The following is a 17807-nucleotide window of genomic DNA, read 5'->3' on the forward strand; positions in this document are numbered from 1 at the left end:
GGCTTCATTCTTCGACGGAGGTCAGGGGGGCGGACTCGCGCGGGCGCACGTGGTCGGCATCGAAATGACAGGAGAACACCGATCCTTTGCCGACCTCGCTTTCGATCTCCAGCCGCGCATGGTGCAGGCCGAGGATGTGCTTGACGATGGACAGGCCGAGGCCGGTGCCGCCGCTCTCGCGCGAGCGGCTGCTGGAAACGCGGTAGAAGCGCTCGGTCAGCCGCGGCAGGTGGGTTGCCGGGATGCCATAGCCGGTATCGCGCACGGCCAGCACCGCGCCGTCGCCTTCGCGACGGAACTCTACGGTGATGCGGCCGTCGGCCGGCGTGTAGCGCACTGCATTGGTGACCAGATTGGAGAAGGCGCTGTGCAGCTCCTTGGTCGAGCCCTGCAGGTCGACACCGGCAAGGTCTTCGATGCTGATCTGGTGGCGACCCTGGCTGTGGGCCTCGGCTTCGCGACGCAGCGTGGCCAGCATCGGCTGCATGGCCACGACTTCCTCTTCGGTGTGCTCCTGCGACTCCAGCCGCGACAGGGTCAGCAGGTCTTCCACCAGCTGGGCCATGCGCTGGCTCTGCTTGCGCATTTCTTCAAGCATCGGGCCGGTGCCGGGGAAATCCTCCGGATCCATCATGTCCAGGTAGCCGTGCACCACGGTGAGAGGGGTGCGCAGCTCATGTGAAACATTGGCGACGAAATCGCGGCGGACCTGCTCCAGGCGCAGCAGCTTGCTGACATCACGGGCGATCAGCAGCCAGTAGTCCGACGAATACGGAATCAGGCGGAGGTTCAGGCGGATCGCTGGATCGACCGGCGAGGGCACGTCCAGGATCGGCTCGGCGTTGCGACCACCGGCCAGCCAGTGGGCCAGCGGCATCGGCTGCAACCGCTCGACAAGGGCCTCGCCCAGGTCGCCCGGGTGGTGCAGGCCAAGCAGGGCGGTGGCCGCTTCGTTGAACCACTGCACGCGCTGGCTGTTGCGGTCGAGCACCACCACTGCGTCGGGCAGCGCGGCGGCCGCGGCGCGGTAGCTGCGCAGCATGTCCAGCAGGCGCCGCTTGCGCACGCGCATTTCGACCTGGTTGCGGTACAGCAGGCGATCCAGTTCATTCCACACACCCGTGCCTTCGGCGGTATCCCAGCGCTGGCGCGCGGTCAGCCGGCGCAGCACGCTGCGCAACCGCCAGTAATGCCAGGCCAGCGTCGCCAGCGCGCCCAGTGCGACGCACAACCACAGATGGCCCGTGAACCATCCCACCAGTCCGGCGAACAGCAGTACCGCGGCGACGGTAGCCAGCGTCTTCAACCAGGCAGAGCGGATGTGGCGGGGCATTGCGGTCTCGTCGATGAGGTGCGGTGGTTCACTGCAATGAACCAAGGGTTATAGCAGAGTTGCCGGCACCGGCACCCGTGGTGCGCGATGCCGGCACGACGGGACTCAGGTGGCGGTCGAGAAGCGGTAACCCGCGCCGCGCACGGTCTGCACCATGTTCTCGGCATTGAACGGTTCCAGCGTCTTGCGCAGGCGGCGGATGTGCACGTCGATGGTGCGCTCCTCCACGTACACGCTGCCGCCCCACACGTGGTCCAGCAGCTGGGCGCGGGTGTACACGCGCTCGGGGTGGGTCATGAAGAAGTGCAGCAGGCGGTACTCGGTCGGGCCGATCGGCACCGGCTGTTCGTTGGCGAACACGCGATGCGCGGCACCGTCGATGCGGATCGGACCGACCGCCACGCTGCCGTCCTCGTCGTCTTCGCGGGCGCGGCGCATGACCGCACGGATGCGGGCCAGCAGCTCCCGGGCCGAGAACGGCTTGACCACGTAATCGTCGACGCCGGCTTCCAGGCCGCCGACACGGTCGTTCTCCTCGCCACGCGCGGTCAGCATGATGATGGGCACCTCGCGGGTCAGCGTCTCCTTGCGCCAGCGGCGCGCCAGATCCAGGCCGCTGGTGCCGGGCAGCATCCAGTCCAGCAGGATCAGGTCGGGAACACGGTCGGCGATCGCGGTCTGGGCTTCGCGGGCATCACCGGCGTGGACCGGCTCGTAGTCACCCTTGCGCAGGGCGAAGGCGACCATTTCGCGGATCGCGGGCTCGTCATCGACGATCAGGATACGTTTCTGCACGAGGGCACCGTAGGGCTCGGTTACTGGACGGGTGCCAGTAGACTACGGTTTGATGACATGTTTGTGACCATCGGGCAGGAACCGCTCCCGATTGCCACGGACCGGTCATGCAGCGCTCAGCGGCGGTCCAGATCGGGGTCCTGCACGCCCTGCCGGCGCAGCTCCAGCACGGTCGGGGTGATCGATTCGATGCGCGCGTCGACCCGGGCCCGTCCCACGTAGTCCAGTGCGGGATTGCGCTTGAGCGCCTGCAGCTGCATCAGCGCCTGCTCCGGCCGGCCGCTGAGGAAGGCGGCCTCGGCGTAGGCCTCGCTGGCACGGACGCTGTCCCCGGCCAGCTCGCTGGCACGGGCGTAGCGCTGCTGGAACACCGGATCGTTACCACTTTGCGACAGCAGCGGCCGCAGCATGGCCTGCGCGCGCTGCCCCGCCTCGCGGTTGCCCTGTTCGTTGAGGATCTCGGCGTAGGTCAGCGCGACGGGCCGACTGTTGGGATGCTCACGCAGCAGCTGCTCGAAACGGGCATTGGCCTGCGTGGCCTGGCCCGAGCGCGATTCGGCCTCGGCCAGGGCCAGGGCTACCCACAGGCTGTCCGGATGGGCCTGCAGCAGGCCGTTCAGGGTCTGCCGCGCCTCGCCGGCACCGCTGCGTCCCCCCCGCATGACCGCCAGGGCCTGGCCGTAGCGCTGGGCATCGTTCAATCCACTCTTCTGGCGTTTGCCCAGGTCGGCGTACTCGCGCTCCACCTCGCCGGTGGAGTCGGCACTGAGCACCCGCAACCGTTCACGTGCCCAGTCGAAGTCGCCGCTGGGGCCCCGGCTGAGCTGGCCAACCGGCACCCGCAGCACACTGCTTGGCAGCAGCGGGTTGCTGCCGCGCAGCAGCGGTTCGGACAGGGTCGGGTCGGCCGGGTCCACCCGTTCCCTGCGCTCGCCGCTGGGCGTGGTGGTGGTCAGCAGCACCGTGTCCTTCTTCATCTGCTCGGCGCGGGCCTTCGCTTCGCTGATGCGGGTGATGTTGACCGGGTGCGTGCGCAGGAACTCCGGCACGCTGTAGCCGCCCTCGTTGCCGCGCATGGCCGTCGACATCCGCTCGAAGAAGCCGGCCATCGCGTCCACGTCGTAACCGCTGCGTGACAGGGTGCGTATGCCCAGCCGATCGGCTTCCGATTCGTTGGAGCGGGTGTAGTTGATCTGCCGCTGCTGCATCAGGCCCATGCCCGAGCTGATCGCGGCCATGGTCGCATTGCCTGAAGAGGTGCTGTTGCTGGCCTGTGCCGCCACCACCGCCGCCAGCATGCCCAGCAGGATCGGGATCTGGTCGCGCTGGGCGCGCTCGACCCCGCGCAGCACGTGCTGCTGGGTGACGTGGGCGATTTCGTGTGACAGCACCGCGGCAACCTCGTCTTCGCGTTCGGCCGTCAGCACCAGCCCGGCGTTGACCCCGATGTAGCCGCCCAGGGTCGCGAAGGCGTTGATCTGGCGGTCCTTCATCACGAAGAAGGTGTAGGGCTGGCGCGGCTGGTCGCTGTTGGACCCCAGGCGGGTGCCCATGGTCTGCAGCCAGTCATTGACCAGCGGATCGTCCAGCAGGTAGCCATAGTTGCGCAGCTCGCGCAGCATCATCGCGCCGTACTCGGCCTGGCGGGCCGGGGTCAGCAGCTCGCCGGCCGAGGAGCCGATGTCGGGCAGCTTCTCCTGGGCCTGGGCCAGCGGCATGGCCAGGGCGAAGGTGACGGCGGTCGAAAGCAGCAGGGCTCGCAAGCGGGAGGTCCTCGGGCGGGGCGCGCCAAGCGTGGCAGGGCAGGGGGCAACCATTCGTTAATCCACAGTGTTGCGGTGGTAGCGTGGAAATTCCAGCGCACCGGTACCATATGTAGACCGTCGATCCATCGTGGAGTTTCCCGTGACAGCCCAGACCGCCGGCGGTGCCCCCGCCATCACCATCTATTCCACTGCCGTCTGCCCGTACTGCGTGGCCGCCAAGAACTTCCTCAAGAGCAAGGGCCAGCAGTGGACCGAGGTCCGCATCGACCTGGACCCGGCCGAACGCGAGAAGATGATGGCGCTGACCCGCCGCACCAGCGTGCCGCAGATCTTCGTCGGCGACCTCCATGTCGGTGGCTATGACGACATGATGGCGCTGCACCGTGAAGGCAAGCTTGAGCCGCTGCTGGCCGGGCAGGGCCAGGCATGAGCGCGGCCGACGACGGCAGCAAGGACCGCATCGCCGAGTTCACCGCGTTCCGCAAGCGCATGAACGAGCGCATCCTGGGCGAGCCGAACCAGGTGGTGCGCCGGTTCTTCGCGCTGGATACGCAGACCTACCAGGCCGGCGCGCTGGATGTGAAGACCAAGGAGCTGCTGGGGCTGGTGGCCTCGATGGTGCTGCGCTGCGACGACTGCATCAGCTACCACGTGGCCCAGTGCAAGGAGGCCGGGGTGACCCGCGAGGAGTTCTTCGAGACCTTCTCGGTCGGCCTGGTGGTCGGCGGCTCGATCGTGATCCCGCACCTGCGCCGCGCGGTCGATTTCCTCGACCAGCTCGAAGGCGGTGCCGCCGCCCCGGAAGCCCACGAGCACTGAGGGTAACGCCGGGCCATGCCCGGCGAATGACCGGACGCCCACCCGCCGGGCATGGCCCGGCGCTACCGGAATACGCGGGCAATTCTGCCTGAGCCGGGGACTGGGACCATGGTCTATTTGGGACCTCGGCCCCGGCTCAGGCATAATTGCCGGTGAAACTTCCTTTGCGCCGGCGTTTCCGGGCACGTCCGGACGGCGTTTTTTCCCCCTGTTCGGAACATCGATCAATGACGCAGAAAATTACGGTCATCCGCGGCGACGGCATCGGCCCGGAGATCATGGACGCCACCCTGTACGTGCTCGACCAGCTCAATGCCGGCCTGGAGTATGAAGAGGCCGACGCCGGCCTGGCGGCGCTGGAGAAGCACGGCGACCTGATGCCGGCGGTCACCCTGGACTCGATCGCGCGTAACAAGGTTGCCCTGAAGAGCCCGCTGACCACGCCGGTCGGTGGTGGCTTCACCTCGATCAATGTCAGCCTGCGCCGCCATTTCGACCTGTACGCCAACGTGCGTCCGGCCCACACCTTCCCGAACACCAAGTCGCGTTTCGACAACGTCGACCTGATCACCGTGCGTGAGAACACCGAAGGCGCCTACCTGGCCGAAGGCCAGGAAGTGTCGGCCGACGGCGAGACTGCCTTCTCCGGCACCCGCATCACCCGCAAGGGCTCGGAGCGCATCGTGCGCTACGCCTTCGAACTGGCCCGCAGCGTCGGCCGCAAGAAGGTCACCGCCGTGCACAAGGCCAACATCATCAAGTCGACCTCGGGCCTGTTCCTGAACGTCGCCCGTGAAGTGGCCGCGCAGTATCCGGACATCGAGTTCCAGGAAATGATCGTCGACAACACCTGCATGCAGCTGGTGATGCGCCCGGAACAGTTCGATGTGATCGTCACCACCAACCTGTTCGGCGACATCATTTCCGATCTCTGCGCCGGCCTGGTCGGCGGCCTGGGCCTGGCCCCGGGTGCCAACATCGGCAAGGACGCGGCGATCTTCGAAGCGGTGCACGGCACCGCGCCGGACATCGCGGGCCAGGGCAAGGCCAATCCCTGCGCGCTGCTGCTGGCGGCGGCACAGATGCTGGATCATATCGGCCAGCCGCAGAATGCCGAGCGCCTGCGCAAGGCCATCGTGGCGACCATGGAAGCCAAGGACTCGCTGACCGGCGACCTGGGCGGCACCGGCACCACCATGAGCTTCGCCAAGGCCATCGCCACGCGCCTGTAAGCGGTGGCTGGACCTTGTCTGGATTTCCAGCGGGGCGCCTTCGGGCGCCCCGTTGCGTTTGGGTGCCTGCGCATGCTCTGCGCAGCTTATGTGGTGTGGCGGCACCGAAAGTGCGCGCGCTGGTCGGGTACCTTGCCACGCACTACGCTGCCCAGGCCGGCGTGGCAGCGTAGCCACGGGGTCGCAGCGAGGTGATGATGGATTCGGTGTATCTGCTGGTCGCGCTTGGAGCGATCGTGGCGGGATTCGTGCAGGGACTGTCCGGCTTTGCGTTCGGAATGGTCGCCATGTCGTTCTGGGCGTGGGGGCTGGAGCCACGCCTGGCGGCTACGCTGTCGGTGTTCGGCGCGCTGGTGGGTCAGCTGGTGGCCGTGTTCACCGTGCGGCGCGGATTCAATCTGCGTCTGCTGCTGCCCTTCGTCTTCGGTGGCCTGGCGGGCATTCCGCTGGGCGTGATGGTATTGCCGCAGCTGGACATGGACTGGTTCAAGGCCCTGCTGGGCGGCTTCCTTGCACTGTGGTGCCCGGTGATGCTGATGGCCCGTTCGCTGCCGCCGATCACCACGGGCGGGCGCATCGGCGACACCGTGGCGGGCATGGCCGGTGGCGTGCTCAGCGGCATCGGCGGCTTCGCAGGTCCCGTGCCCACGCTGTGGAGCACGCTGCGTGGTTTCGGCAAGGAGGAGCAGCGCGCGGTCATCCAGAACTTCAACCTGGCGATGCTGTCGGTCACCATGGCCACCTACGTCGGCAGTGGCCTGGTCACCCGGCAGATGTTGCCGTACTTCGCTGTCGTCGCCCCGGCCATGCTGCTTCCGGCGCTGCTGGGCGCGCGGGTCTACATCGGCATCAGCGAGGCGCGGTTCCGCCAGATCGTATTGAGCCTGCTGACGCTGTCGGGCATCGCGCTGCTCGCCTCGTCGCTGCCGGCCCTGTTGGCGCGCCCGGTTGCCGGCTGAGATTCAGGCCGGCCGGAACATGCGGAAACGCTGCTCGGCACTGACGCGGAAATAGTCGGCCGGTCCACCGCCGCGCAGGATCGGGTCGGCGGCTGCAGTGTCGTAGATGCCATCGACCAGCAGTCGTGCCTCGATATGTACGGCGACCACCTCGCCGAGCACCAGCCAGCCGTTGGTGTCCTGTCCGGCGGCGTCGCGCAGGCGGACGATCTGGGTGCAGCGGCATTCCATGCTGACCGGGCTTTCTGCAACACGCGGCGGCTTGACCTGCCCGGAAGCCAACGGCGTCAAGCCGGCCAGCGTGAACTCGTCGACGTCCGGCGCGACCGCCCGGCAGCTCTCGTTCATGGCTTCGGCCAGGTCGAAAGTGGCCAGGTTCCAGACGAACTCGCCCGTCGCTTCGATGTTGTGCAGCGAGTCCTTGCGGCCCTGGCTGGAGAAACCAATGATCGGCGGTGTGTAGTTGAAGGCGTTGAAGAAGCTGTAGGGCGCCAGGTTCAACGCGCCGTCGGCAGCGCAGCTGGAAATCCAGCCGATCGGGCGGGGTCCGATGATGGCGTTGAACGGGTCATGCGGCAGGCGATGGCCGTCAGCGGGACGATAGCTGTGGAAGAGGGCAGGCATGGCGGGGTCGAAAGGGGGAGGGGAACAGAAAGGGCGCCACGAAGGCGCCCTTTGTCGTTTTCAGCCTGACCGGAATCAGCGCTGCTGAATCTTTGACAGCAGGCGCAGGAACTCGACGTACAGCCAGACCAGGGTCACCATCAGGCCGAATGCGCCATACCACTCCATGTACTTGGGCGCGCGCTGGGCCACACCGCTCTCAATGAAATCGAAATCCAGCACCAGGTTCAGCGCGGCGACCACGACCACGAACAGGCTGAAGGCAATGCCCCAGCCGCTGGAGGAGTGGATCAGCGGGACTTCGATGTTGAAGAACGACAGCACGAACGACGCCAGGTAGAGCAGGGCGATGCCACCGGTGGCGGCGACCACGCCGAGCTTGAAATTCTCGGTGGCCTTGATGACGCCGGTGCGGTAGGCCACCAGCAGGGCAGCCAGCGTGCCGAAGGTCAGCAGCACGGCCTGGAATACGATGCCCGGGAACCGCAGCTCGAACACGGCGGAAATGGCGCCGAGGAACAGGCCTTCCACCAGCGCGTACAGCGGTGCGGTGACCGGCGACCATTGCTTCTTGAACACGGTGACCAGCGCCAGCACCAGGCCGCCGATCGCGCCGCCCATGGCATACAGCTTGGCGGCCGGCAGCACCTGGCCGAAGGCCACGGTCTGGTTCCAGGCGAAGGCTGCGGTCAGCACGGTCAGCAGCAACAGGATGCCGGTCTTGTTGACGGTGCCGTTGAGGGTCATCGCCTGGTCGGGGCGGGTCACCACCGAGCCGTTGGCGAGGTCGAGGAAAGTCGACTCGGAAAGAGCCGGGTTGCCGCTGCGCATGCGCGTTCTCCGTGCGAATGAGGGATCAGGAAGGCCATCCGGCCGACGATGTCGAGCATAGCCGATGGCCACTGCCACTGCCGTGACCGCGCGCCCGGGACAGATCGCTGCGTTGACAGTTCGCCGCGTGCTTGGCGACAATGACCAACTCCCCGGGCCTGGCTCGAGGGGATTGCAAGACCGGGGTATAGCGCAGTCTGGTAGCGCGCCTGCTTTGGGAGCAGGATGTCGGGGGTTCGAATCCCTCTACCCCGACCAATCCCACGCCACGTCGGATTGGACGCCGTTCCGGTTCGGGCGCCCGTAGCTCAACTGGATAGAGCACCGGCCTTCTAAGCCGGCGGTTACAGGTTCGATTCCTGTCGGGCGCGCCATTGGCGAAGCACCGGGACCGCATCGGCGGATGTGAAGAAAGGCTTGCAAAAGCGTGAGGACTCCACCAGAATATCGGACTCGCTTCGGTGGCCCGAACTTCGGTGACGGTCTCCAGGCAAGGCTTCAAAGCTCCAGCGCCGGCAGCATCGGCGATGAAGCGAATGTTTCAGTGGTGGCTGTAGCTCAGTTGGTTAGAGTACCGGATTGTGATTCCGGTGGTCGGGGGTTCGAATCCCCTCAGCCACCCCACTGATTCAACCGCATCGGCACAGCCGACACGGTGTTGCAATAAACAGAATGCACGCTATAATGTGCGTCTGAGTTTCACGGGCCGTTAGCTCAGTTGGTAGAGCAGTTGACTCTTAATCAATAGGTCCAAGGTTCGAATCCTTGACGGCCCACCAAGACAGAAGCCACCTGGTACCCCAGGTGGCTTTTTTCTTGCCTGCAGGCCGCGCAAAGCGCATGCGAAGCACCTTGGGTCGTGGCACGCATGCATCGATCAACGATGTTGAAAAAAAGCTTGCACCCCGTGTGCGCATCAGGTCATAATTCGCGCCCCGATTTCGGGCTGTTAGCTCAGTTGGTAGAGCAGTTGACTCTTAATCAATAGGTCCAAGGTTCGAATCCTTGACAGCCCACCAGACGAAAGCCACTTGGTCCTCCAGGTGGCTTTTTTCTTGGGTGTTCAGCGGCTGCCGGACGGCTCTGCGAGTGTGCCGATGGACACCAGGCGCCTTCCTGCTTCATGCACCAGCAACGGCAGGGCCCAGCTCAGCACCAGCAGGCTCGGCACCATCACCAGGGGCGATGCCAGCTGCATGAGCGCAGGCACCAGCAGCGACAGGCGGAACACCGCGGGTGACAGCGTCACCAGGTAGCTGCGCAGCATCCATCGCCGGTGCTGCTCGACGTCGCCACGCCGGATGCTGCGATAGCCGCAGAATGATGTGACCAACCACGCCAGGCCGGTCGCAGCGAACGCCATTTTCAGTGCCAGCCAGCCCTGGGTGGTGGCGATCAGGCCGGCGACAGCGGCGCTCCCCAGCAGGATGCCGGCCAGGTAGATCCGTCCCAGCCAGCGATGCAGCCGGGGACGGTGTCGCCGCAGGGGACCGATGAACTGCGTGGCGCCGGCCAGCATGGCCAGGCTGCCGCCGGCGACATGCAGCCACAGCCAGTTGCGACGCTCCCAGAACATGCCATAGGCCTCGGCGCTGACCTGCCCGTAGCGCTGTGCGGTGACCCACAGGAAGTGCAGCGCGACTGCAAGACCGAGCAGCCAGACGAGTGTGGACCAGCCGGGCATCCGGGCCTGCAGGGGCGTGCGGAGTGGGGTGCGTTCCATCGGGGCAGACCGGGTGGCGGCAACGGCACGAGTCTACGCGCACGTGCCGGCGCCTGCGCGTGGGCGTCCGGGCTACGTATTCAGGTTTGTCATGCCTTCCGCTTTGTGCACCCGCCTGCGACAATGACCGCCTGTGCCGGCCACGCGAAAGTGGCGGAATTGGTAGACGCCCTGGATTTAGGTTCCAGTGCCGCAAGGCGTGGGGGTTCGAGTCCCCCCTTTCGCACCAGTGCCGGCCTGCCTCCGCCCCCCGCCGGGCGTTCCCGAGGCGCTTGCCCGGCCTGCGCTGGCAGTGCACGCCGAATTGGGCGAAACTAAAGGGCTGCGGCAAGCAGGCGCGTCCCGGACGCCGTCACCTTACAACCGTTTCATCCATCATCGAGCCGGAGGCCAGAGCGCCACCGGTGGCAGGAGTCAACATGCAAGCTTCGATCGAATCCATCGGCAACCTGGAACGCCGCCTGAGCTTCTCGCTGCCGGAAGACCGTCTGCAGAGCCACATCAACGGCCGCCTGGGCGAAATCGCCCGTACCACCCGCATCAAGGGTTTCCGTCCGGGCAAGGTGCCGGCCAAGGTGATCGAGCAGCGCTTCGGCGCGCAGGTCCGTGGCGAGGCGCTGGACGGCCTGCTGCGCGAAACCTTCGACGCGGCCGTGCGCGAGCACGACCTGCGCATCGTCGGCAGCCCGCGCATCGACAAGGGCGACGAGGGTGAGTTCTCCTTCGTGGCCACCGTGGAGGTGGTGCCGGACTTCGGTGACATCGACGTCAGCAAGCTGACCGTGGTGCGCCACACCGCCGAGATCACCGACGCCGACATCGACCAGATGATCGAGAACCTGCAGAACCAGCGCCGCACCTGGGCACCGGTTGCGCGTGGTGCGCAGGATGGCGACCTGGTCGCGGTCGAAACCTGGTCCCAGGCCGGCGAAGAGCGCCTGCCGGCCGAAGGCACCGAGAAGGGTTCGATCGTGCTCGGCCAGGGCATGATGTTCGAGACCATCGAAAAGGGCCTGGTCGGCCTGGCCAAGGGCGAGGAAAAGACGCTGGACGTCGATTTCCCGGCCGACTGGCGCGTGCCGGTGCTGGCCGGCAAGACCGTGCAGGTCACCGTCAAGGTTGCCGAAGTGTCCGAGCCGGTGGTGCCGGCGGTCGATGAGGCCTTCATCAAGAGCTTCGGCGTGAAGGGCGGTGATGTCGAGCAGTTCCGCAGCGACATCCGCGCCAACCTGGAGCGCGAGCTCAAGGGCGCGCTGATGAACCGCCTGCGCCGTGAAGTGGGCGAGCAGCTGATCGCCGCCTATTCCTCGGTGGAAATGCCGCCGCGCCTGGTCGAGAACGAAGCCCGCGCGATGCTGGCCCAGCAGGTCGAGCAGATCCGCCGCAGCGGCCGCAACCCGGGCGAGATCCCGGCCGATGCCCACGAAGGTTTCAAGGACGCCGCCGCCAAGCGCGTGCTGGTCGGCCTGCTGGTCGGCGAAGTGGCGCGCACCAACGATCTGCGCCTGGAGCCCAAGCGCCTGAACGAAACGCTGCGTCTGATCGCCTCGACCTACGAAGAGCCGGAGCAGGTCATTGAGATGTACCGCAACGACCCCCAGCTGATGTCTGGTCTGCAGAACCGTGTGATGGAAGAGCAGGTGATCGACTGGATCGCCGAGCGCGCCCAGCACACCGAAGAGAAGCTGTCGTTCCAGGACGCGATCCGCCAGTAAGTCCGGGCGGATCACCGTATGCCCCGCGCCCCTGCCGGCGCGGGGTTGTTTCCCCCCAAGATAGGTACCTCACGTAATGGACAACCGAACCAAAGCCCTGAACCTGGTTCCGATGGTGGTCGAGCAGACCAGCCGCGGCGAGCGTGCCTACGACATCTATTCGCGCCTGTTGAAGGAGCGCCTGATCTTCCTCGTGGGCCCGATCGACGATCACATGGCCAACGTGGTGGTGGCGCAGTTGCTGTTCCTGGAATCGGAGAACCCGGAAAAGGACATCAACATCTACATCAACTCGCCGGGTGGCGTGGTCACCGCCGGTATGGCGATCTACGACACCATGCAGTACATCAAGCCGAATGTGAGCACCACCTGCATCGGCCAGGCGGCCTCGATGGGTGCCCTCCTGCTGGCTGCAGGTGAAGCCGGCAAGCGCTATGCGCTGCCGAATTCGCGCGTGATGATCCACCAGCCGCTGGGGGGTTACCAGGGCCAGGCGACGGACATCGACATCCACGCGCGCGAGATCCTGACGCTGCGTTCGCGCCTGAATGAGATCCTGGCCCGCCACACCGGCCAGTCGCTGGAAACGATCGCTCGCGATACCGAGCGCGACAACTTCAAGAGTGCGGTCGAAGCGCAGGCCTACGGCCTGGTCGACCAGGTCCTGGAGCGTCGCCCGGATGAGTCGGTCCAGGCGGGTTGAGCCGCCTTCACGGGGCCAGGCAGGCCTCGTTCCTGCAGGGTCGGGCGGGACTGGTGTCCCTCCGGCCCTGTGCTATTCTCGAATCGAACCCCCGTTCAGCGGGTGGGGTAACTGGGTAAGCGAAGCATGAGCGAAGACCGCCAAGGTCGTTCCACGGACACCGGCAAGATCCTCTACTGCTCTTTCTGCGGCAAGAGCCAGCATGAAGTGCGCAAGCTGATTGCGGGTCCGAGCGTGTTCATCTGCGATGAATGCGTGGAGCTGTGCAACGACATCATCCGCGAAGAACTTGAGGAGAAGGCGCAGTCGGCGCGCAGCTCGCTGCCGAAGCCGCGCGAGATCCTCGAGGTCCTCGACCAGTACGTGATCGGCCAGAACCGCGCCAAGCGCACCCTGGCCGTGGCCGTGTACAACCACTACAAGCGCATCGAGAGCCGGCAGAAGAACGACGACGTCGAGCTGGCGAAGTCGAACATCCTGCTGGTCGGTCCGACCGGTTCGGGCAAGACCCTGCTGGCCGAAACCCTGGCCCGCCTGCTCAACGTGCCGTTCACCATGGCCGACGCCACCACGCTGACCGAAGCCGGTTACGTGGGCGAGGACGTGGAGAACATCATCCAGAAGCTGCTGCAGAAGTGCGACTACGACGTCGAGAAGGCGCAGCAGGGCATCGTCTACATCGATGAGATCGACAAGATCTCGCGCAAGAGCGAGAACCCGTCGATCACCCGCGACGTGTCCGGCGAAGGCGTACAGCAGGCCCTGCTGAAGCTGATCGAAGGTACCGTGGCCAGCGTGCCGCCGCAGGGCGGTCGCAAGCATCCGCAGCAGGAGTTCCTGCAGGTGGACACCAAGAACATCCTGTTCATCTGCGGCGGCGCGTTCGCCGGCCTGGACAAGGTGATCCAGGCCCGTTCCACCGACGTGGGCAGCATCGGCTTCGGCGCCAAGGTGAAGAGCGCCGAGCGCAAGCAGGAAGTGGGCAAGCTGCTGGCGGAAGTCGAGCCGGAAGATCTGATCAAGTTCGGCCTGATTCCCGAGTTCGTCGGCCGCCTGCCGGTGGTGGCGACCCTGGAGGAGCTGGACGAGCCGGCCCTGATCAAGATCCTGACCGAACCGAAGAACGCCATCACCAAGCAGTTCAAGAAGCTGTTCGAGATGGAGAACGTCGAACTGGAGTTCCGTCCGGACGCCCTGTCGGCCATCGCCCGCAAGGCGCTCAAGCGCAAGACCGGCGCCCGTGGCCTGCGCACCATCGTCGAATCGGTGCTGCTGGACACCATGTACGACCTGCCTTCGCAGGAAAACGTCAGCAAGGTGGTGGTGGACGAATCGGTGATCGAGCACAAGTCCGAGCCGTACCTGATCTACCAGACCCCGGCGGCCCCTGAACAGAAGGCCGCAGGCGCCGAGTGATTCTTCCAAGTTGTTGATTGGAAAGAATTTTAAAGGAATGCCTTGCATCTGAAAGCCGATGGCCCCATAACGGGGCCATCGGCTTTTTTTGTCTCCGGAAGATGTCCTCCCGGAGGCGGTTTTCCCCTTCCCTGGAGCCCCCATGGCCCGTTCCCCAAGTGAAACCCTCGACCTGCCGGTCCTGCCGCTGCGCGACGTAGTGGTGTTCCCGCACATGGTCATCCCGCTGTTCGTCGGCCGTGACAAGTCCATGCACGCGCTCGAACAGGCAATGGAGGCAGACAAGCGCATCCTGCTGCTCGCGCAGAAGTCCGCCGAGACCGACGACCCGCATGCGGCCGATCTCTACCAGGTCGGTACGCTGGCGCAGGTGCTGCAGCTGCTGAAGCTGCCCGATGGCACGATCAAGGTGCTGGTCGAAGGCCTCTCGCGCGTGCAGGTGACCCATGTCGACGAACGCAACGGTTCGCTGCACGGCCAGGCCGTGGAGATCGACGCTGCGGACGAGCGCGAGCCGCGCGAGATCGAGGCGATCGCCCGCTCGCTGATGTCGCTGTTCGAGCAGTACGTGAAAACCAACCGCAAGCTGCCGCCGGAGCTGCTGCAGACCCTGGCCGGGATCGACGAGCCTGCGCGCCTGGCCGATACCATCGCCGCCCACATCAGCGTGCGCTTGGCCGACAAGCAGCGCCTGCTGGAAACGCTGGCCGTCGGCGAGCGCCTGGAGATGCTGGTCGGCCTGGTTGACGGCGAGATCGACGTGCAGCAGATGGAAAAGCGCATCCGCGGCCGCGTGAAGTCGCAGATGGAGAAGAGCCAGCGCGAGTACTACCTCAACGAACAGATGAAGGCCATCCAGAAGGAACTGGGTGACCTCGACGACGCGCCGGGCGAGCTGGAAGAGCTGGCCCGCAAGATCGCCGAAGCGGGCATGCCGAAGGCCGTGGAAGCCAAGGCGCGCAACGAACTGAACAAGCTCAAGCAGATGTCGCCGATGTCCGCTGAGGCGGCGGTCGTGCGCAATTACCTGGAGTGGCTGCTGGGCGTGCCGTGGAAGAAGCGCACCAAAGTGCGCAAGGACCTGAAGGCTGCGCAGGACACACTCGATGCCGACCATTACGGCCTGGAGAAGGTCAAGGAGCGCATCCTTGAATACCTGGCGGTGCAGTCGCGGGTGAAGCAGATGAAGGGCCCGATCCTGTGCCTGGTCGGGCCGCCGGGCGTGGGCAAGACTTCGCTCGGCCAGTCCATCGCCAAGGCCACCAACCGCAAGTTCGTGCGCATGTCGCTGGGCGGCGTGCGTGATGAGGCCGAGATCCGTGGCCACCGTCGCACCTACGTCGGCTCCATGCCGGGCCGCATCGTGCAGAACCTCAACAAGGTCGGCAGCAAGAACCCGCTGTTCGTGCTCGACGAGATCGACAAGATGTCGATGGACTTCCGTGGTGATCCCTCTTCGGCGCTGCTGGAAGTGCTCGATCCGGAGCAGAACAACGCATTCAACGATCACTACCTGGAAGTGGACCTGGATCTGTCGGAAGTGATGTTCGTGGCCACCTCGAACTCGCTCAACATTCCGGGCCCGCTGCTGGACCGCATGGAAGTGATCCGCATCCCCGGTTACACCGAGGATGAGAAGCTCAACATCGCGACCCGCTACCTGGTGCCCAAGCAGATCAAGGCCAATGGCCTGAAGCCGGAGGAACTGGAAATCGGCAGCGATGCGATCCAGGACATCGTGCGCTACTACACCCGCGAGTCGGGCGTGCGCAATCTGGAACGCGAGATCGCCAAGATCTGCCGCAAGGTGGTGAAGGAGATCGCGCTGGCAGGCCCGCAGCCGGTGAAGGCCAGGAAGGGCGCGAAGAAGGCCAAGGCGCTGGTCACGGTGACCGGCAAGAACCTGGACAAGTACCTGGGCGTGCGCCGCTTTGATTTTGGCCGCGCCGAGGAAGAGAACGAGATCGGCCTGGTCACCGGCCTGGCCTGGACCGAAGTCGGTGGCGACCTGCTGCAGATCGAATCGACGCTGGTGCCAGGCAAGGGCCAGTTGATCCTGACCGGCCAGCTCGGCAACGTGATGAAGGAATCGGCTTCGGCGGCGTTGTCGGTCGTGCGTTCGCGCGCCGATCGTTTCGGCATCGACAGCGACTTCCTGCAGAAGCACGACGTGCACCTGCATGTTCCGGACGGTGCCACGCCGAAGGACGGCCCGAGCGCCGGCGCGGCGATGGTGACCTCCCTGGTCTCGATGCTGACCAGGGTGCCGGTGCGTGCCGATGTGGCGATGACCGGCGAAATCACGCTGCGTGGGCGGGTCACCGCCATCGGTGGACTGAAGGAGAAGCTGCTGGCTGCACTGCGTGGCGGTATCCGCACGGTCATCATTCCCGAAGAGAACCGCAAGGATCTGGCCGACATCCCGGCCAACGTCACCCGTGATCTGAAGATCGTGCCGGTGAAGTACATCGAAGAAGTGCTTGATCTGGCATTGGAGCGTCCGCTGGCACCGAAGAAGGCGCGCAAGAGTGCGCAGCGCGTCACGGTACGTAGCAAGGCGAAACCGAGTGGAAACGCGCGCGTCAAGCACTGACGCGCGTTGCCGAATGGCCTGAAACCCGCGTCGTTGCTGGCTTTCCAGCTTGCGTGGGGGTAGGGCCACTGGTATAAAAGCAGCACTCGCAAATGAGTGATCGCTGTTGGCGATCTCTGAATCGGCGAACCGTTTCCACATGGCGATCGCGCGCAGATGGCGTGCGGTTGCTTCCCTGTCGAATCCGCGGAACCCACCGCCAAAGGAGTTGTAGAGAATGAACAAGACCGAATTGATCGACGCCGTTGCTGAAGCTGCCGACCTGACCAAGGCCGAGTCCAGCCGCGCTGTCGATGCCGTCGTTGCTGCCATCACCAAGGCGCTGAAGGACGGCGATGCGGTCACCCTGGTTGGCTTCGGTACCTTCCAGGTCCGCGACCGTGCAGCCCGCACCGGCCGCAACCCGAAGACCGGCGACACCATCAAGATCGCTGCTTCGAAGAATCCGTCCTTCAAGGCTGGCAAGGCCCTTAAGGATGCTGTAAACTAAGCGGCTCGCTGGGGTGCTTAGCTCAGCGGTAGAGCGTCTCCTTTACACGGAGAGGGTCGGGGGTTCGAAACCCTCAGCACCCACCACAGCACCGCGGTAAAAGTTTGAGTGTGGAGCGGTAGTTCAGCTGGTTAGAATGCTGGCCTGTCACGCCGGAGGTCGCGGGTTCGAGTCCCGTCCGCTCCGCCACTTCAACGAGGCCTCCGGCCAAAAGCTGGAGGCTTTGTTTTCTCCCTGATCCTGATCGGGAAGAGAACACAAGCAGTACAACGCGGAGCGGTAGTTCAGCTGGTTAGAATGCTGGCCTGTCACGCCGGAGGTCGCGGGTTCGAGTCCCGTCCGCTCCGCCATTACATCGAGGCCCCCGGCCCAAAGCTGGGGGCCTTGTCTTCTCCCCGGCCTGTCCGGGACGAAGGCAGAAGGGTTGTCGCAAGCACGGAGCGGTAGTTCAGCTGGTTAGAATGCTGGCCTGTCACGCCGGAGGTCGCGGGTTCGAGTCCCGTCCGCTCCGCCATTGCGAAGTTCTTAAGTCCCCGTGAAAAAACTTTGAAAAAAGTGTTCATCGGGCTGGGTTTCCAGGGTGTCTTCGGATATACTGGGCGCCTGCAAAGTTTCAAGCGCGGAGCGGTAGTTCAGCTGGTTAGAATGCTGGCCTGTCACGCCGGAGGTCGCGGGTTCGAGTCCCGTCCGCTCCGCCAACTTTCAAAAGCCCTCGGCGAATGCCGGGGGCTTTTTCTTTGCGCGCATGTCGCCCTTGGCGTTTTTGGTCCCTGCGACGAAGCGGGTTACACTGCCGGGCTCGCCAATC

At 65.2% G+C, this 17807-nt stretch carries 15 protein-coding genes and 11 tRNA genes; 20 read left to right on the top strand and 6 right to left on the bottom strand.

Annotated elements, in window-relative coordinates; all coding sequences use genetic code 11:
* Positions 1-4 precede the first annotated feature (4 nt).
* From phoR to N8888_RS03855, 3 genes are all read right to left on the bottom strand, one after another.
* The gene (gene phoR, locus N8888_RS03845) at positions 5-1333 is read right to left on the bottom strand and encodes a phosphate regulon sensor histidine kinase PhoR (protein ID WP_053519437.1); all 1329 of its coding nucleotides are present in this window, start codon (positions 1331-1333) and stop codon (positions 5-7) included.
* Between the two features lie 105 nt (positions 1334-1438).
* Positions 1439-2128 carry a phosphate regulon transcriptional regulator PhoB gene (phoB, locus tag N8888_RS03850; protein WP_053519436.1) on the bottom strand — a complete coding sequence of 230 codons (690 nt, stop codon included), beginning with the start codon at positions 2126-2128 and terminating at the stop codon, positions 1439-1441.
* A gap of 116 nt (positions 2129-2244) precedes the next feature.
* Positions 2245-3945 (bottom strand): M48 family metalloprotease, encoded by a 1701-nt coding sequence (locus N8888_RS03855; RefSeq protein ID WP_180875756.1) that lies wholly within the window; start codon positions 3943-3945, stop codon positions 2245-2247.
* Positions 3946-4033: 88 nt separating this feature from the next.
* Between N8888_RS03855 and grxC the strand changes: the two genes are divergently transcribed.
* The 4 genes from grxC to N8888_RS03875 all read left to right on the top strand — a co-directional run bounded on the left by grxC (position 4034) and on the right by N8888_RS03875 (position 6904).
* A complete protein-coding gene (gene grxC / locus N8888_RS03860; protein ID WP_253118867.1) occupies positions 4034-4324 on the top strand; it encodes a glutaredoxin 3 in 291 nt (96 codons plus the stop codon).
* Positions 4321-4713 (top strand): carboxymuconolactone decarboxylase family protein, encoded by a 393-nt coding sequence (locus N8888_RS03865; RefSeq protein WP_053519434.1) that lies wholly within the window; start codon positions 4321-4323, stop codon positions 4711-4713. The genes grxC and N8888_RS03865 overlap by 4 nt, the downstream gene beginning before the upstream one ends.
* Positions 4714-4940: 227 nt before the next feature.
* Positions 4941-5945: an isocitrate dehydrogenase gene (locus N8888_RS03870; RefSeq protein ID WP_053520418.1), complete on the top strand. Its 1005-nt coding sequence runs from the start codon at positions 4941-4943 to the stop codon at positions 5943-5945.
* 197 nt (positions 5946-6142) lie between these two features.
* Entirely contained in the window at positions 6143-6904 is a 762-nt protein-coding gene (locus N8888_RS03875) for a sulfite exporter TauE/SafE family protein (protein WP_263178339.1), read from the top strand.
* Between the two features lie 3 nt (positions 6905-6907).
* Here N8888_RS03875 and N8888_RS03880 read toward each other — a convergent pair whose 3' ends face one another.
* Together N8888_RS03880 and N8888_RS03885 are read right to left on the bottom strand one after the other, a co-directional pair.
* Positions 6908-7528 (bottom strand): flavin reductase family protein, encoded by a 621-nt coding sequence (locus N8888_RS03880; protein WP_053520417.1) that lies wholly within the window; start codon positions 7526-7528, stop codon positions 6908-6910.
* 75 nt (positions 7529-7603) lie between these two features.
* Positions 7604-8359, bottom strand: a complete 756-nt coding sequence (locus N8888_RS03885) for a Bax inhibitor-1/YccA family protein (RefSeq protein WP_053520416.1) — start codon at positions 8357-8359, stop codon at positions 7604-7606.
* Positions 8360-8540: 181 nt separating this feature from the next.
* Here N8888_RS03885 and N8888_RS03890 point away from each other — a divergent pair.
* The 5 genes from N8888_RS03890 (at position 8541) to N8888_RS03910 (ending at position 9378) form a co-directional block, all read left to right on the top strand.
* Positions 8541-8617 (top strand) — tRNA-Pro (locus N8888_RS03890).
* A 39-nt stretch (positions 8618-8656) separates the two neighbouring features.
* Positions 8657-8733 (top strand) — tRNA-Arg (locus N8888_RS03895).
* A gap of 173 nt (positions 8734-8906) precedes the next feature.
* Positions 8907-8983, top strand: a tRNA-His gene (locus tag N8888_RS03900).
* Positions 8984-9062: 79 nt separating this feature from the next.
* A tRNA-Lys gene (locus N8888_RS03905) sits at positions 9063-9138 on the top strand.
* A gap of 164 nt (positions 9139-9302) precedes the next feature.
* A tRNA-Lys gene (locus N8888_RS03910) sits at positions 9303-9378 on the top strand.
* A 44-nt stretch (positions 9379-9422) separates the two neighbouring features.
* Here N8888_RS03910 and N8888_RS03915 read toward each other — a convergent pair.
* Positions 9423-10082 (bottom strand): DUF2306 domain-containing protein, encoded by a 660-nt coding sequence (locus N8888_RS03915; protein ID WP_081279789.1) that lies wholly within the window; start codon positions 10080-10082, stop codon positions 9423-9425.
* 144 nt (positions 10083-10226) lie between these two features.
* On the opposite strand from N8888_RS03915, the gene N8888_RS03920 reads away from it, so the two are divergent.
* From N8888_RS03920 to N8888_RS03970, 11 genes are all read left to right on the top strand, one after another.
* Positions 10227-10311, top strand: a tRNA-Leu gene (locus N8888_RS03920).
* Between the two features lie 190 nt (positions 10312-10501).
* Positions 10502-11797, top strand: a complete 1296-nt coding sequence (tig, locus tag N8888_RS03925; protein WP_053520350.1) for a trigger factor — start codon at positions 10502-10504, stop codon at positions 11795-11797.
* Between the two features lie 76 nt (positions 11798-11873).
* Entirely contained in the window at positions 11874-12500 is a 627-nt protein-coding gene (gene clpP, locus N8888_RS03930; RefSeq protein ID WP_053520351.1) for an ATP-dependent Clp endopeptidase proteolytic subunit ClpP, read from the top strand.
* A gap of 126 nt (positions 12501-12626) precedes the next feature.
* Positions 12627-13916, top strand: coding sequence for an ATP-dependent Clp protease ATP-binding subunit ClpX (clpX, locus tag N8888_RS03935; protein ID WP_053520352.1), 1290 nt, complete (start codon positions 12627-12629; stop codon positions 13914-13916).
* Positions 13917-14058: 142 nt separating this feature from the next.
* Positions 14059-16509: an endopeptidase La gene (lon, locus tag N8888_RS03940; RefSeq protein WP_053520353.1), complete on the top strand. Its 2451-nt coding sequence runs from the start codon at positions 14059-14061 to the stop codon at positions 16507-16509.
* Between the two features lie 217 nt (positions 16510-16726).
* Positions 16727-16999, top strand: a complete 273-nt coding sequence (locus N8888_RS03945; RefSeq protein WP_005408270.1) for a non-specific DNA-binding protein Hbs — start codon at positions 16727-16729, stop codon at positions 16997-16999.
* A gap of 11 nt (positions 17000-17010) precedes the next feature.
* Positions 17011-17085, top strand: a tRNA-Val gene (locus N8888_RS03950).
* A gap of 26 nt (positions 17086-17111) precedes the next feature.
* Positions 17112-17188: transfer RNA gene (locus tag N8888_RS03955), tRNA-Asp, on the top strand.
* 84 nt (positions 17189-17272) lie between these two features.
* Positions 17273-17349 (top strand) — tRNA-Asp (locus N8888_RS03960).
* An 87-nt stretch (positions 17350-17436) separates the two neighbouring features.
* Positions 17437-17513 (top strand) — tRNA-Asp (locus N8888_RS03965).
* A gap of 107 nt (positions 17514-17620) precedes the next feature.
* Positions 17621-17697: transfer RNA gene (locus tag N8888_RS03970), tRNA-Asp, on the top strand.
* The last annotated feature ends 110 nt before the right edge of the window (positions 17698-17807 follow it).

It is taken from the genome of Stenotrophomonas maltophilia (assembly GCF_025642255.1).
GTDB classification, from domain to species: Bacteria; Pseudomonadota; Gammaproteobacteria; order Xanthomonadales; family Xanthomonadaceae; genus Stenotrophomonas; species Stenotrophomonas maltophilia_P.

Coding starts and splice junctions, on each gene's coding strand:
- N8888_RS03870 (WP_053520418.1), top strand. CDS start 4,941: ATGACGCAGAAAATTACGGTCATCCGCGGCGACGGCATCGGCCCGGAG.
- N8888_RS03915 (WP_081279789.1), bottom strand. CDS start 10,082: ATGGAACGCACCCCACTCCGCACGCCCCTGCAGGCCCGGATGCCCGGC.
- lon (WP_053520353.1), top strand. CDS start 14,059: ATGGCCCGTTCCCCAAGTGAAACCCTCGACCTGCCGGTCCTGCCGCTG.
- N8888_RS03865 (WP_053519434.1), top strand. CDS start 4,321: ATGAGCGCGGCCGACGACGGCAGCAAGGACCGCATCGCCGAGTTCACC.
- N8888_RS03875 (WP_263178339.1), top strand. CDS start 6,143: ATGGATTCGGTGTATCTGCTGGTCGCGCTTGGAGCGATCGTGGCGGGA.
- N8888_RS03855 (WP_180875756.1), bottom strand. CDS start 3,945: ATGGTTGCCCCCTGCCCTGCCACGCTTGGCGCGCCCCGCCCGAGGACC.
- tig (WP_053520350.1), top strand. CDS start 10,502: ATGCAAGCTTCGATCGAATCCATCGGCAACCTGGAACGCCGCCTGAGC.
- N8888_RS03885 (WP_053520416.1), bottom strand. CDS start 8,359: ATGCGCAGCGGCAACCCGGCTCTTTCCGAGTCGACTTTCCTCGACCTC.
- N8888_RS03880 (WP_053520417.1), bottom strand. CDS start 7,528: ATGCCTGCCCTCTTCCACAGCTATCGTCCCGCTGACGGCCATCGCCTG.
- phoR (WP_053519437.1), bottom strand. CDS start 1,333: ATGCCCCGCCACATCCGCTCTGCCTGGTTGAAGACGCTGGCTACCGTC.
- clpP (WP_053520351.1), top strand. CDS start 11,874: ATGGACAACCGAACCAAAGCCCTGAACCTGGTTCCGATGGTGGTCGAG.
- N8888_RS03945 (WP_005408270.1), top strand. CDS start 16,727: ATGAACAAGACCGAATTGATCGACGCCGTTGCTGAAGCTGCCGACCTG.
- clpX (WP_053520352.1), top strand. CDS start 12,627: ATGAGCGAAGACCGCCAAGGTCGTTCCACGGACACCGGCAAGATCCTC.